Raw genomic sequence first — 14,866 nt, 5'->3', positions numbered from 1 at the left:
ATAATTTAATGCCCGTTATATAATGCCTGATGTAGTATTTAATATAGGAACAACCAGATGACCACAAAAATTGATCAAGTCAAAGAAATGAAAATGTATTATCAAGAGTTCCATCACAAGTGTATTACCTGGTACATAACTATAATGGTTTTTTTTATCGCAGGTGCTATCGCATACAATGGTGAGGGGCTTGTTCTTTCAGTCGGTATTACAGTAATTTTTTTTACAGGTTTGTTCACTTTCACAATATTTGGTTGTATTTTTCATTACAGCGCAAGAATTGATGTTTTAAATACCTATTTATCGACATGTAAAGACGAGATTCCTGATGATTGGTACACAAGATCAAAAAACGTAAGTATATCAATCAAGGGGTTTGGGTCGTTCTTTTTTGCATTGATAGGAATTATCACCTTTATGTGTGTCAGTATACTTTCTTGGTTAAAGTTCATTAGTTAACGTCTTTAAGCTTTTTGCGTTTACCTGATTGATGTCGCTCTCTTAGATCTGAATCGATATAGCGGTCAGTTGTCGCCATCGAGGCATGGCCGGCATCATCACGAACGTGCTCACGCGGACGATGTTTAACATCTTCTGAAATACCGGTATGGCGCAGCCAGTGAACAGTTGCAGCTTGCAGTTCGTTGGCGTCATCGGCTAAACCATGATTTTTCATTCGCTCAAACGCTTGATTAAAGCAATATTGCACGATATTTCTAATTTGCCGTGTCGACCTGATCGGCCCTTTACCTTTAAAACTCGTGACCAAAGGTTCATATTCGCCAGGAATTGGCAGAGCAGGGAGCTTGCGTGAATTGCGATAGCGTTTTAACGCCATTAACATTTCGTCACTGACGGTAATTATTCGGTTTTTATTGCCTTTACCTAATACGTGAAACCACCAATTACCATCGTGATCTTTGCGAAAATCCTGCATCATTGGCATTGAACGCTCGTCTGCAACGAGCTCTGACACACGTAAATACATGGCGTACAGGCAATTCATTATAAACAGTGTCCGCTCGTGCTCTTCAGGGTTCTCATTAGCTAAAATTTCAGCTGTTTCAATAACATATTCCCATTGAAGATTACTAATTCGGCGAATTTCTGCTCGAGTTTCTTTTTGAATAAATTTACTTTTTTGGCGAATTAACGCAACAGGGTTATGTTCACAAATACCTTCTTGAACCAAAAACTCGTAAAACGACGAAAGTGCAGTAAACATGGCTTTAACCGCAGCCTGAGACAATTCATAGCTGGTAATATTTGCTGCTTTACCGGCTTTAAATTCGGATTTAGACACGCTAACAACAAAAGGTTTCCATTCAGGGTTAACCACACGCAAACCCGCTTTAGATTTAAAGCGCGCTACATTTTTAGTGCCGATCCAGTGCTTGGGTGGTGATTTACAAAACTCGATATAGGCTTCAATATCTGACCGAACAAAGCTGGTAATTGAGCGCTGTTCAACCAACCAAGCCCATTGAATTAACCGTTCGATTTCTCGGCGATAACTATTAAAGGTTGCCTTAGAGCCGTTGTAGCTATAAACAAACTTCAAACAAAATTCTAAATCAGTTTCAACGTTATTAATTTTTGTGATCGGGTCAGATAACTTAACGGTAATTTCTTTAAATGGATTTCCTAGATATTCTAGGTTATCGATAAAAGGCCGTGGTGTGGGAATTGAAGATGTCATAAGTTGATTTATCGATTTATTATTTTTTTAATGATAATGGTAAATAAGCTCGATAATACGCGATAAATCACCCTAATTCAATATTTCCGATATTCACAAATATCGGAAATAAAAGTCATGTAATTCTGCCCCATATTGTAGCTTGCTAAATCAATCGCCACATTTAGCAATAAATAATCAAACATGTGTGTTATCGCAAAATCTGGCATTCAAAATAGCGCGATTTTTTAAAATCTGACGCCTAATACCTCACCTAATTAATTAGATTTTACGTAGCGAACGTGAATTTTCTAATGTAATTAGTGTGGAGCGCTTGATAAATAAGACTCTCAAGATAATTTGCAAAGATTTAAATAAAGCATATATTTATTTCAAAATACTACCGAGATTAAAAAAAGCAGCGTGGCAAAACCAAGCTGCTTTTAAATTCACATACTAGTTAACCTGAGCGCTTATTAACTACCGTTGTTCAATGGGCTTTAACTTTAATGCTAGCGCTGGATCTAGTCGAACATTATGCCAGTTAATACGCCAATCTAAGTGTGGCCCGGTTGCTCGGCCACTTGCGCCAACTTTTGCCACCACTTGACCTTGTTTAACATCGTCACCAACATCAACATAACTGCCGCTTAAATGTAAAAACGTTGAAGAAATGCCTTGGCCATGATCGATTATCATCGTGCCACCAGAGTAAAACATATCTGGTACCCATAAAATGACTTTGCCATCAGCTGGTGCTTTGACTGGATCACCGGTATTACCCGCATAATCTAGCCCATAATGCGGGGTTTTAGGGACACCGTTATAGTAACGTTGACTACCATAAACGCCGGTAATTGTGCCTTCTATTGGTGCAACAAATCCCTGTGAAAAGGCCGTTAATTCTGAGCTAATTGCCCTTGCCTGCTTAACTTGGGCACTGTCTTTACGGGCTCGCTCAACTGCCTTGGGATCAGGGTTCATGATCTTACGAGCAATACCTTCAACACGTTGAATATTGTATTCACGACTGCTTGGGGTCAAGGTTTCACTATGTACTTTACCACTCGGGCTTTTGACGATTAATTCAACACTTTCTGTGGTATCGCGGCCAAAACCAAACGCAAAATCGCCATTTTTTGACACTGGTAATGCTTTTCCATCAAGGCTTACTTGGCTACCGGCTTGCGTTTTACCAATGATCAAAGCACCTTGCGTTATCTCTCCCGATAAACTCACCTGAGCATTAGCGGGCTGGCTAAGTCCAAAGAGCGCGCTAAAGATTGCGACCCATGTAACGTTTTTAACGGCTCGACGTTTATGCACTCGACTATGCATCAGCAATAGCTCCTTTGCCAACACCCTCATAAGCCACCACTTTAATATCCGTGAGTGGCCGATGCTTTTTCAATTGTCTTGCGATAAAGTCGGCGAGTAGCTCAACGGTTGAATCACAATCGACTACATCAATACGCTGCCTTTCTACGGCAATATCAAAACGACCTTGCGGTGCAGTATAAGCAAAGGTGTCGAATTCTTCGGTTAATTTTGATTTGGCGTAATCTGACAACTCAACTAACTCATGGGCAATAGCATCGTCTTCACTGGCGAGGTAAATATCACGCCAACGCTCGCACCATAGTTGCTCAAGCTCTAGACTGCGCTCACCATTTTCATACACCTCAATAGTTGAGCGATGACCATGGGCGATCCGCTGGCAATTACCATCGTGCTTTTTCAATCCGTGGGTGTAATGATAATACTCGCCTTCAATAGCTTCCTCTCGCAAGGTAATTGTCAGCCCTTCAACATTGTCAGGTAAGCTTTGCTTTATGATAGCGGTAACGTGTTGAGTCACTGATGGTATATCAATTGTTAAAGTATCAATTTTAGCGAAGGCTTGGTTCGGCGATTGCAGGTAATAGCAGCCGTTATCACTTTCAAAATCAACAAACTCATGGGCTTCGTGCAGGTTTGAAGCCATTACGCGTAAGTTTGCTGATTGCATCGGTAACAATAATTTGTGATCAACGGCATCATCAATAATGGCTTTGATTTGCTTTTTAACCACGCCAAAATCCAACACCATACTCATTTCGTTAAGTGCACCGTCTAACAGTACATCAACGATCCAACTTTCACCGACAATACCGCGCTTTTCACACAAATATGAAAAATCGATAACGGTTAGATCTTTGACAAAAAGTTGCATAGTGGTCCTTAGGCTTTAACTTGCCATTGAATTTGTTCGTCTGCACGAATAGGTACAACAACGTCATCACCAAAACTTAACGTTGCAGGTACGTCCCAGCTTACTTTCTCTAGCGTAATAGTATCGCTATTAACCGGTAAGTTATAAAACTTAGGGCCATTTAAGCTGGCAAAACCTTCAAGGTTGTCTAACTTACCCTCTTGCTCGAATACTTCGGCATATAATTCAATTGCCGCATGCGCAGTATAAGAGCCCGCACAGCCACAAGCTGACTCTTTGGCGTGCTGTGGATGCGGTGCTGAATCGGTGCCCAAAAAGAACTTTTCACTACCAGAAGTTGCGGCTTCAACCAATGCTTGTTGGTGAATATTGCGTTTTAAAATGGGCAAGCAAAAATAGTGCGGACGAATACCGCCAACGAGCATGTGATTGCGGTTGAACAATAAATGATGTGCCGTAATCGTCGCGGCAACATTTGCGCCAGCTGATTTAACAAACTCGACCGCATCTTTCGTGGTAATATGCTCAAGCACGACTTTTAAATTTGGATACTTAGCCACTAAAGGCGATAATATATTGTCGATAAACACTTTTTCGCGATCAAAAATGTCGATGTGATTATCGGTTACTTCACCGTGTATAAGCAACGGCATTTCACAAGCTTGCATTTGCGCGATAACTGCATCGATATTTTGAATATCCGTTACACCTGATGACGAATTAGTCGTTGCACCGGCAGGATATAGCTTAGCGGCATAAACAATGCCTGAGGCTTTAGCATCAATAATATCTTGCGGCGTTGTTTGATCGGTGAGGTACAAGACCATCAAAGGTGTGAAGTTTTCACTGTGATTATGCGCTTGAATGCGATCGTAATAAGCTTTCGCCATTTCAGCATTTACCACAGGTGGTACTAGATTAGGCATGACAATAGCGCGACCAAAATAACGGCTAACATCTTTGACGGTGTCAGCTAAAACTTTGCCGTCGCGTAAGTGAATGTGCCAATCATCAGGCCTTTTAATTGTTAAAGTGGTCATTTTGTCTTCCTATAAGTAAATCTATCTATCTTATTGAATCTAATTGAATTATTGCGTAACGCGTTACTTTATTTAGTCCGCGTTACTGTTGTTTTCTTCTAATAGTGCCAGTAATTGGGCTTTTAAATTAGGTGGTACTTTGTGGATCACTAACGTATCTGCTGCTTTATTATAGACAACGTCTTGTCCAAAGTGACTGCGTTCAAAACTGACACTAATACCGTTGCCGTAACCCGAGTATTTTGTCACTTTATTTATCACTGCCTGATCATGAGGGAAGTTTTCTTCTAACGGATATGCTTGCTCTTGACAAAACTTGTAAAAATCCGTTTCTTCACTTTCGCTTGGCAAGACGTCACCAAGTGCTTTGATTGAAACTTCTTGGCCTGATTCTTTTTGTTCTTTACAGTAACTCAAAAGCTCTTTACGGGCGTTTTGTTTCTCTTCTGCGTTTAACTGGTTTGTCGCAACATAATCTTCTACTGCCTGCACCAGGGTTAAGCTTTGCTCTTTTGCGTCAACACCTTCTTCACAGTGCAAAAACTCCAAGAAGAAATCGGCAACCTTGCGCCCTGCTCGACCTTTGATAAAAGAAATATATGATTTATTTTGGCTATTTTGTAAATAGTCGAATAAGTCAATGCGGGCTGCAAGTTGTAATTTAGCGGTATCAAGGTGCTTATCCGCGGAGATATTCAACTCACCATCAACACTGTAATGCTCGGTTACAGGGATAATCGCAACAAACATAAAGCGGCCGCCCATATATTCATAATGGCAAATAACGAGATATCCCGCTTCAACTAACTCATATTTGTCGAGCTCTTGCTTTAAGCGCTCAGCAGCATCAACCGAAAACTGAGTAAAGCTCTGTTCGTCATCTAAGTAACGAGAAAGTAACTCATCAAAGCCAACTTTTTCGCCTTCAGCGGGCATGGTATTAAACTTTGCGTAAGCTTTTGAGCCTTTACCGTTGTATAAATGGTGTAAAACGTCTATAAAACTGTTAAGTTTTTCAGTGACTTCGATGTTTTCAGGACCGAACTGTAAATTCGCTTCTGAGCTTTCGTCGAGCTTGGCGATAAAATGCAAAGCAATATTTTTAATTAGTAAACTCATAAATTGTCTAGTGTTATATCGTTATCGGTTTTGGTAAACTAGCGGCTATTAAATTTTTAATTAACAACTAAATTATGCCTATTGTATCCAAGTATTCTAACGAACGTGTAGAAAAAATTATCGATGATTTGATGAAAGTCTTAGCTGATGAGTCTGCAACAGCTGACTTAGCACTCATGTGTTTAGGGAATGCTGTCACTGAAGTGATATTAAATCAAGTGCCAGAGAGCCAACGCGCGCAAATTACGCAAAACTTTGCAAACGCTTTAAAACAATCAATAAAATCATCTTAAGAAGTATTTATGGCAACAATTGTATCAAAGGATTACAGCAAAAAACTATTAAAGTTAATTAGTTGGAGTCATTGGTTCACGTTTTTTAACATTGCAATCGCAATTGCGTGTTCGGTTATTTACATCGCCAGTGAGCCATTACCTGAAACTTTGCTTGGCCAAGTGTACTTAATCGCCAACTGGTTCAGCCATATGGCGTTTATTACCTTTTTAGCCTTTGTATTGATTGTATTCCCGATCACCTTATTGTTGCCATACACACGCTTTATTCGGGCAAGCGCGTCGGTTGTTTTTACCGTTTATATAATGCTCTTGTTGCTCGACGGTTATATCTACAGCCAACTTGGTTATCACATCAATAGCTCATCTTCTGATCAAATATTGGCGGTTATTAACACCCAAATAGAAGCTGATAGTCGCGCATTTTGGTTCACGGCTGTTGTCGTTTGTATTATTGCGCTTAGTGTAGAGTTAGTTATATCTAACTACGCTTGGAAGCACTTAGAGCAGTTACAAAATACCAAATTTGCCAAATACTTCATTCACAGTTTTGTTGGTTTGTTCTTCTTTAGTCATATTACCCATATTTGGGCCGATGCTAATCTTAATTATGACATTTTAGGGCAAGACAATGTGCTACCGCTTTCTTATCCACTTACCGCGAAAACGCTCCTTACGAAATATGGCATGTTCGATAAGAACGCCTATTTAGAGCGAAGAACAAATCCACTAAAGCTTGCCCATGAAGCGCCTAGCTACCCTGAGTTAACAGGTCAGTGTCGCGCACATAAAGAAGCGCAAAGAGCATTGATTGTCCTCACTAAAAATAATTTGAGTCAGAAAAACATTAACCAGTTTAGTGAGCGCTCAAACCAACGCACAACTAAGTTGCTTCGCCATACTGATAGCGCAGAACTTAGCGATGCGTGGTTCAATCTCTTTTATAGCTTACCCACTATTTACCAGCCAGAGGTGCTTGCGCAGCAAAAAGCGCCAGTCTTATTTCAAGCACTTTCACAGCAAGGGTTAACATCCAGTTTTACTCAAGTTGGTAGTGAAACTTCGCATGGTTTGCCAAGCTGGGCAAGCGACTTATTTGAAAGCGAAGAACAAATTGATGATATTTCACCGTATTTGAACGCAGACATTTTTGAAGAAATTCCACCTGGCTTACATGTTATTTATTTTGATCAGGAAGATAACTATCAATATCAGATTTTTGTTGATGCACTATTACTGGCTCAAAAACAAAATCGACAAAACGATATCGTTTTTATTTCTCGTATCGGTAATCAAAACCTATCGGACAGCTTATCTAAAAAGCCGGCACTGTTAATTAGTCCACACATCAAGAAAGTCGATATTGATGAGCGTACAAATCATATGGATATTGCACCTACGTTATTAAACCATTGGCTTGCTTGTGACATCAAAACCCCACGCTATAGCGTTGGTAAATCCATTGTTTCGTTAAAAAGAGATCGCGTATTAGCCAATACCCATAAAAACGGCATTATGGTGTTTGATAAAGATCGTTCAGTGTTTGTCGATCAGAACTCGAACTTCCAAACGTTTTCACAGCGTTTAGGAGAACCTATTATGGACGATAAAGACTTTCCATTATTAATCGATGGCATTCACTACATTACTCAGTTTTCAACGAATAATGCGACATCGAATGAACAAGTGAACAACAAATAACCAGTTGATATTTTAGATAAAAACTCTATATTGCTTTTTCAGGATAAACGGTTAATATAGCGTGGTCAAAAGGACATCGGGATATAGCGCAGTCTGGTAGCGCGTGCGTCTGGGGGACGTGAGGTCGCAGGTTCAAGTCCTGCTATCCCGACCACTTCTAACCTCTTATTTTTAGAGGGTTAAATTTCCACAAAATGTCTGAATAGTTGAGCCAAATTAAGTCCATCATAGCATGAGCGAAAGTCTTGATTTGGCCCGATAAACATCAACCAATCTCCACCCGATTTCTGCCAGATGTTTTGGCTTGATAAAGTGCTTTATCTGCTGCTTTTAACATGTCATTAAACGATTGATGCAGTGTAGAACGTTCAACAACACCCGAGCTAATTGTGATAAAAATATCACCAACCACATCATCTTTAATTGGCAGATCCATTTGTGCCTGCCTGATCCTTTGTGCAATTACATAAGCATCGTCGCCGTTAGTTTCAGGTAGCAATATAATAAACTCCTCTCCACCAATTCGAGCAACAATATCATGCTCTCTAATCATTGACTTAAGGAGCGTTGTTAAACTTTTCAATACGTTATCACCACTGGCGTGACCAAAGGTGTCATTGACGTGTTTAAAATGATCAACATCCAATAAAATCATCGCCATAGGCGAGCTATGACGCTTGGCGCGAGCAAACTCTATTTGCGCATGCTCTTCAAAATAGCGCCGGTTATAAGCACCTGTGAGGTGGTCTTTAGTAGCCAATTCCTCGTAAGATTCTTTTAAATTGTATAGCTCGGTTACATCGGTAGAAAACCCAATAAGTGCCCTTTTACCTTTACCATATTCAAAAGGTACTTTTACACTTTGGTAATGGAGCTTCTTGCCATCGGCGTCCATACTTTCATGTGCAACTACTTTTTCGTTTTTATCAAAAACTTGTTTGTCAGATTGCCAAAAATGGTCGGCAGTTTCTGTTGGTAGTACTTTAGAGTCGAGCTTGCCGGAAATATAACTCGCATCGTAGCCAAATAAGTCAGCCGTTTTGCTATTTACATATAAAAAATTGCGATTACTATCTTTCATGTAAATAAAGGCATCAACGTTATCAAGTACTACATTCAGTAAATCGTGCTGCTCATCAAGTTCAATCTCGAGTAATTTACGCTCCGTAATATCTGTTGCAATACCATATAGACCAATCAAGGTACCTTGCTCGTCATACATCGGTGACTTGGTTGTTTGATAAATACGGACCGTATTAGACGACTTTATATAATTCTCTTCTTCCGATTCAATGGTTACTTCATCATCAAAGACCTTGCGGTCATTATCGAGTATGGCCTGATATTCCGACAAATCGAAAAATGCACTATCATCTTGGCCAATAATATCTTCTACTGGCACATTGAACAGCTCGGCCATTTTTTGATTTGCAAACGTGTAAACACCATTGAGATCTTTTACAAATATATAAGCATTGACATTGGTAAGCAGCGATTCGTACATCTGCATTTGTCTTTGCAACTTATCAAACATTAGTTTTCTCTTCTTATTTTCTGCATTTTCAGTATCGCACCATTTCTGAAGCTTCTTTTTACCGGCCGTCTTTTGCGCGAACGTCTCACCTAACACGTCTCACCACATGAATTTGTTAATAAACTGATTAATGAACTTTCAGGCAATGGTTTTGAATAAAAATAACCTTGTAAAAGATTTACGCCATTTTGGATTAAATAGTCAGCTTGCTCCTGGGTTTCTATCCCCTCAGCAATAGTTGCCATATTCATCGCCTGTGCCATTGAAATAATAGTTTGCACCAGCTGTGCAGACTCTTGCGAATCAAATAGTTCTCGAATAAAAGATTGGTCTATTTTTAAATAGTCAGCATTAAATTTACGTAAATAACTTAGCGATGAATAACCTGTACCAAAGTCGTCAATCGCCACTTGGCTACCATTTCTTTGGACAAGTTTTAATACCTCTAACGTGTTGCCTTGTTCAGTTGCTAGTATGCTTTCGGTTAATTCAAAGCAAAATTGCTCGGGTGACAAACGGTAAGCGGTAATAGTATCTATCCACTTACTATTTTCTGATGTTCGCAAAGGAAACTCATAAACTGAACGATTGACGGTGACTACAATCTCGTTTATGTCGTGTTGTGCTAGGCGATTAAGTAATAAACAAGATTTTTTCAGCACGATATCGCCAAGGCTTTTGATCAAACCATACTTTTCTGCAATAGGAATGAATTCTGCGGGTGAAACCCATTCACCGTTATTTTGCCAACGCGCAAGTGCTTCGACCTTAGTAAATTGGTTGTGCTTATGACAAAAAATCGGTTGAAAATGTACGTCAATTTCTTCGTTAGCAATTGCTTGTTTTAGCTCCGGTATTAAACGATTTAAGCGGTTAAAGTCTGCTTCAATACTCTGATCGTGTATTTGATGGCTATGACCATTGCGACGTTTGGCTCGACAATGTGCTTGCTCTGCTTTGATAAGTAATGACTCAGCATCAGCTAAGTCAAGTGTCGCAAGTGCTGCACCAACACTTATTGTGCAGCTAATACTTGTGTCTCGAATATCAAAGGGTTGCTCAAAGGTACAACACAACTGAGAAATCTTATGTTCCAGCTGCTCTCTTGAGTGAATTTCTGGGCTATAAAAAGCAAAGTTATCGGCACTTAAACGAGCCACTGTCTCATTGCTATCAGTGATTTCTAAAACCCGTTTAGCTATTTCTACTAATAATAAATTGCCAAACTGCTGATCAAAAACGTAGTTAACATTTCGAAATGAGTCTATATCAAACAATATGAGTGCGCCACTTGCGTCAGCATCAGTGCTGGCTAGCAATTGACTATTGATACAATCTAATAAATAGCTGCGATTAACTAATTGAGTCAGTTGATCAAAGTTAGCTTTATTAAACATTGCTTGTTCAGCAGCTTTTTCCGGCGTGATATCGGAAAATTGCGCAATATAGTGGCTCACCTGGCTACTACCATCAAGTAAAGTATTGATAGTTAGGTACTGAGGATAGACCTCACCATTTTTACGTTTATTATAGATCTCACCTTGCCATTTACCCACAGTGTGAAGTTGGTGGTACATATTGCGATAAAATAGTTCGTCATGTTTACCTGATTTCAACATGCTTGGGTTGTTGCCATAGATATCGTCACGTGAATATTGGGTAATTTGACTAAAGGCTTGATTGGTATAAATCACTCGATTAAATTTATCGCAAACAATAATACCTTCTTTGTTATTTTGAACGATTGAGTGACTAAGCTTTAGTGCTGTCAGGTATTCCTGTTGTAACAGCTCCTTTTCTATATAACTTGCAAACAGGACACAAAGTGCTTCTACTTCTTCTATCTCTTTAAACGGTGTTTGATATAGTGCGACTAAAAGTACGTTTTTTTTGTCGCTACCTATGCATAAAGGAATACCGAGATAACCTTGTGAATCCATGTTGGTTATCAGCGTATCTTGTGGATATAAGGTTTGAACACTATCTTTAATACAGACAACCGTCGCGTTTTTTAAATCTGCAAAAGGGGTATGCTCGAGCGCATAACTAAAGTTATCTATCTGCTTGCCATTTTCAACAGCCACTACGCTAGTATAAGTTTTTTCATCGTCAGAAATTCTCGCAATAAACACGCAACTTGCATTTATATGCTTCTCTAATACCCGACAAATGGTGCTAAATAAATGACGTTCTGGGTTATTTGATATTTGAGTAATAAGCGATTGTAACTTTTGCTTAACATCTCATTTCCATCGACTATAGGGCTATATGATATGTGCCTATTTTATGAGCAATGAAAATTAAAACTGTTACAGTTTGAAATCAAAAACGCTGTAATCAGTTATTGCAATCGTGTTAATGCTGGCCACGGTAACCTGACGTTACATTGATATCGTCAATCGGTAACAAACAATCACAGAACTAACGCAGATCCTTCATATAATACCTTTATACATGTATTAAGCATCTAAATCTTAGTGTAAAAACTTAGTGTAATTATGGTTCAAGTACTCACATTTCTATCAGTTTTGTTGGTGATTTTTATCTTCCCTCTGCTATTAAAATCGGTAAGCCCTATATTGGGATGAGTGATAGCATCAGCTATTGGTGGCGGACTTTTATATGTCATAATGCCATTTTTCGGCACCTGGGTGCCCGCTTTATTTGGTGCTAACGACTCGTTCGATGCTTTTTTCATAATGGTTCTTGGGGCAATCCATTTGGGCTTAGTCGCCGGGCTAACATTTTATGTTTACAGTGCTTGGTTTACCGATTGAGATGTCTTAAAGCATGAGGCTGGTTGCAAATATATTTTAGTAATACGTCACTATTCATTTAATCAGCAGCGATAACTTCGACTTGTCCTACTGGATGATAGCTCGATGGTTTATCAATGTGTTGCGCATAGAGCTTGTGTGGTAGGTGCGGCGCAAGTAAATCATCAAACACTTTCGGGTTTTGCTCATTAGGATCTAACCACTGGTTGTATCGAATTTTTGGCACAATAAGCGGTGACGCCTTTGAATGAATATGAGTTAATTTATCGTGTGGTGGTAACGTGATAACCGAACACGAGCAAATTAAGTTATCTTCAAATTGCCATTGCCGGTATAAGCCTCCTAAACACATATAATCGCCCTCTTCTACGGTAAAATCGACATAGTGTAATGGCTTTTTATTAACAAACTCTGTTTCACCAAAGCCCTTTACCGGAATTAAACAACGACTTTGCCTAAAAGCTTGATAACCCGCTGAACGCGGCGTGTTTAGTTTATCGTAGCGAGTATTAAACGAGGTGTATTTAGAAGGCTTAAGACCACTAGCATCTTTTTCTAATAGCAACCACCAAATAGCATTGTCGATATAGCGGATGTTATTGGCTTCAACGATGATAGAAACGCGATCGGTTGCACGAATAAAGCGCTGATAGATTTGCGCATCTGGATTAATAACGTTTAGCTCTTGCGATGCTTTTGCAACAGAGCGCGCATAAGTATTTAACCGACCACACATAAAAAGGTTCCGCTATACAGGGGGGAACCACTATAAACCAGTTTTACGCTGTCGACAAAGTGCGCATTACACCGTCCATGGCAATTCATTAATAATGTTCGTCCGTGAACAAAAAAGCCAGCAAGAGCTGGCTTTTAGATGAGTACACTGAGCGCTATGAATTTGCTAGTGCCACTGCTTCTTTGGCTAATTGAGTCACTTTATCCCAATCTTTGTTTTTGATGATCTCATCAGAAACAAGCCAAGAGCCGCCACAACATGCAACATTTTTAAGGGCCAAGTAGCTCTTTACATTATTGACGTTAATACCACCTGTTGGGCAAAACTTAATGTCAGGGAAAGGGCCACCAATACTTTGAATAGCTTTTACGCCACCCGATGCTTCAGCAGGAAAAAACTTAAAGTGATCGTAGCCGTAATCGATACCATCCATTAATTCGGAAATAGAGGAAATACCGGGGATCAAGGCGATGTTTCCTTGATTACCTGCTTTCAACAAGTCTTTCGTTAAACCTGGGCTAATGGCGAACTTAGCACCAGCATCGGCAGAGGCTTGAAGTAATTCTCGATTTGTTACCGTTCCTGCGCCAACAACAGCGTCAGGTAAAGCCTTAGCTATTGTTTCAATAACTTTTAAAGCAGACGGTGTTCGCAAAGTTACTTCAAGTACTTTGATATCAGCTGCAAGTAAAGCTTTTGCAATCGGAAGCGCATCTTCTACATCTTCAATTACCAACACAGGGACAATAGGACCCATAGCAAATAAATCTTGCGGCGTAATTTGCCAATTCTTAGTCACGTGATAAATCCTCTTTAAGCTGCTGGCACAAATAAGCACATGCGCCCAGTAAACCAGGTTGCGCCTCTGTGATGACGTATGTTGGAATATTTTGGTTAAATGGGCTCAAGCGCCCTTTTTCTTCAAAGCGAGCTCTAAATTCACTTTGTTTTAAGAATTCTATAAAACGCGGAACGATACCGCCGGCAATATATACACCGCTAAAACTACTGAGCGTTAACGCTAAGTTACCAGCGAAACTACCTAAAATTTTACAAAACTGCTCAAGTGTTTGATGACAAAGATCATCGGTGTTATCCAGTGCTGCGGCTGAAATCTCATGCGCAGCAAGTGGTTTTGCTTCAACACCTTGATAGTCAGCTAATGCTTGATAGATTTGTTCAATCCCCAAACCAGATAACAATTGCTCGTATGATACATGCGCGTATTTTTTCATTAAGAAACGCAAAATAGCCATTTCTGCTTCATCTATCGGTGCAAAATCAACATGACCGCCTTCACCACCAAGGCTCACCCAACCATTTTCACTTGGCACCACATTCGCAACACCTAAGCCTGTGCCTGGTCCACAAATAGAAATTGGCCGATTAGCAAGTGCTTCACCGCGACCAATCTGGACTTTTTGATCATCAGTCAAAAACGGTACGGCATGAGCAATGGCGGTGTAATCATTGATCACCAACAAGTGGTTTAAATTTAGCGTAGCTTTTAGTTCGCTCTTTGAAAATTGCCAAGGCATGTTGGTCATGACAACCAAGTCTTGCTCTGCTGGGCATGCAATCGCTAAACACACATTTAATTGCGATTGCGCTAATTCGTTACGCGTTAAATAATGTGTGAAGACATCCGCTAGCGATGGAAAATCACGACATTGAAACACATCAATGTTTACTATCTCTCGATTGTCGAGCACTTGCCCGATTCGAATATTAGTGCCACCGATATCAGCGACAAGGTTGGTTATTTGCTTAGCCATA

14 protein-coding genes and 1 tRNA gene are annotated in these 14,866 nt (G+C 39.8%); 4 read left to right on the top strand and 11 right to left on the bottom strand.

From position 1 onward, the window contains the following. Nucleotides 1-57: 57 nt before the first annotated feature. A complete protein-coding gene (locus LP316_RS11175; RefSeq protein ID WP_193021242.1) occupies nt 58-459 on the top strand; it encodes a hypothetical protein in 402 nt (133 codons plus the stop codon). Here LP316_RS11175 and LP316_RS11170 read toward each other — a convergent pair. The 5 genes from LP316_RS11170 to yejK all read right to left on the bottom strand — a co-directional run bounded on the left by LP316_RS11170 (nt 452) and on the right by yejK (nt 6,049). Further along, nucleotides 452-1,699 carry a tyrosine-type recombinase/integrase gene (locus tag LP316_RS11170; protein ID WP_193021240.1) on the bottom strand — a complete coding sequence of 416 codons (1,248 nt, stop codon included), beginning with the start codon at nt 1,697-1,699 and terminating at the stop codon, nt 452-454. The genes LP316_RS11175 and LP316_RS11170 overlap by 8 nt on opposite strands. Nucleotides 1,700-2,158: 459 nt before the next feature. Continuing rightward, the gene (locus LP316_RS11165; RefSeq protein WP_193021238.1) at nt 2,159-3,016 is read right to left on the bottom strand and encodes a M23 family metallopeptidase; all 858 of its coding nucleotides are present in this window, start codon (nt 3,014-3,016) and stop codon (nt 2,159-2,161) included. Next, nucleotides 3,009-3,890: a 6-carboxytetrahydropterin synthase gene (locus tag LP316_RS11160; RefSeq protein WP_193021236.1), complete on the bottom strand. Its 882-nt coding sequence runs from the start codon at nt 3,888-3,890 to the stop codon at nt 3,009-3,011. The genes LP316_RS11165 and LP316_RS11160 overlap by 8 nt, the downstream gene beginning before the upstream one ends. 8 nt (nt 3,891-3,898) lie before the next feature. Further along, entirely contained in the window at nt 3,899-4,930 is a 1,032-nt protein-coding gene (gene pyrC, locus LP316_RS11155; protein WP_193021234.1) for a dihydroorotase, read from the bottom strand. Between the two features lie 72 nt (nt 4,931-5,002). Next, nucleotides 5,003-6,049, bottom strand: a complete 1,047-nt coding sequence (gene yejK / locus LP316_RS11150) for a nucleoid-associated protein YejK (RefSeq protein WP_193021232.1) — start codon at nt 6,047-6,049, stop codon at nt 5,003-5,005. 74 nt (nt 6,050-6,123) lie between these two features. Between yejK and LP316_RS11145 the strand changes: the two genes are divergently transcribed. From LP316_RS11145 to LP316_RS11135, 3 genes are all read left to right on the top strand, one after another. Continuing rightward, nucleotides 6,124-6,342 (top strand): DUF1414 domain-containing protein, encoded by a 219-nt coding sequence (locus tag LP316_RS11145; protein ID WP_193021230.1) that lies wholly within the window; start codon nt 6,124-6,126, stop codon nt 6,340-6,342. 9 nt (nt 6,343-6,351) lie between these two features. Then, nucleotides 6,352-8,043, top strand: coding sequence for a DUF3413 domain-containing protein (locus LP316_RS11140; protein WP_193021228.1), 1,692 nt, complete (start codon nt 6,352-6,354; stop codon nt 8,041-8,043). Between the two features lie 77 nt (nt 8,044-8,120). Then, nucleotides 8,121-8,197 (top strand) — tRNA-Pro (locus tag LP316_RS11135). 111 nt (nt 8,198-8,308) lie between these two features. Here the strand turns inward: LP316_RS11135 and LP316_RS11130 are convergent. From LP316_RS11130 to LP316_RS11105, 6 genes are all read right to left on the bottom strand, one after another. Beyond that, nucleotides 8,309-9,577 carry a diguanylate cyclase gene (locus LP316_RS11130; protein WP_193021226.1) on the bottom strand — a complete coding sequence of 423 codons (1,269 nt, stop codon included), beginning with the start codon at nt 9,575-9,577 and terminating at the stop codon, nt 8,309-8,311. An 89-nt stretch (nt 9,578-9,666) separates the two neighbouring features. Then, the gene (locus LP316_RS11125) at nt 9,667-11,709 is read right to left on the bottom strand and encodes a putative bifunctional diguanylate cyclase/phosphodiesterase (protein WP_193021216.1); all 2,043 of its coding nucleotides are present in this window, start codon (nt 11,707-11,709) and stop codon (nt 9,667-9,669) included. Between the two features lie 371 nt (nt 11,710-12,080). Next, a complete protein-coding gene (locus LP316_RS11120) occupies nt 12,081-12,275 on the bottom strand; it encodes a hypothetical protein (protein ID WP_193021214.1) in 195 nt (64 codons plus the stop codon). Nucleotides 12,276-12,412: 137 nt separating this feature from the next. Continuing rightward, a complete protein-coding gene (locus LP316_RS11115) occupies nt 12,413-13,090 on the bottom strand; it encodes an SOS response-associated peptidase family protein (protein ID WP_193021212.1) in 678 nt (225 codons plus the stop codon). Nucleotides 13,091-13,244: 154 nt separating this feature from the next. Then, on the bottom strand, nt 13,245-13,889 hold the full coding sequence (locus LP316_RS11110; protein ID WP_193021210.1) for a bifunctional 4-hydroxy-2-oxoglutarate aldolase/2-dehydro-3-deoxy-phosphogluconate aldolase: 645 nt from the start codon (nt 13,887-13,889) through the stop codon (nt 13,245-13,247). Beyond that, nucleotides 13,882-14,865: a glucokinase gene (locus LP316_RS11105; RefSeq protein WP_193021208.1), complete on the bottom strand. Its 984-nt coding sequence runs from the start codon at nt 14,863-14,865 to the stop codon at nt 13,882-13,884. The genes LP316_RS11110 and LP316_RS11105 overlap by 8 nt, the downstream gene beginning before the upstream one ends. Between the last annotated feature and the right edge of the window lies 1 nt (nt 14,866).

It is taken from the genome of Thalassotalea sp. LPB0316, from assembly GCF_014898095.1.
Classification (GTDB): domain Bacteria; phylum Pseudomonadota; class Gammaproteobacteria; order Enterobacterales; family Alteromonadaceae; genus Thalassotalea_G.
The sequence above is the reverse complement of the archived record's forward strand: the minus strand, read 5'-3'. Positions and strand labels throughout refer to the sequence as shown.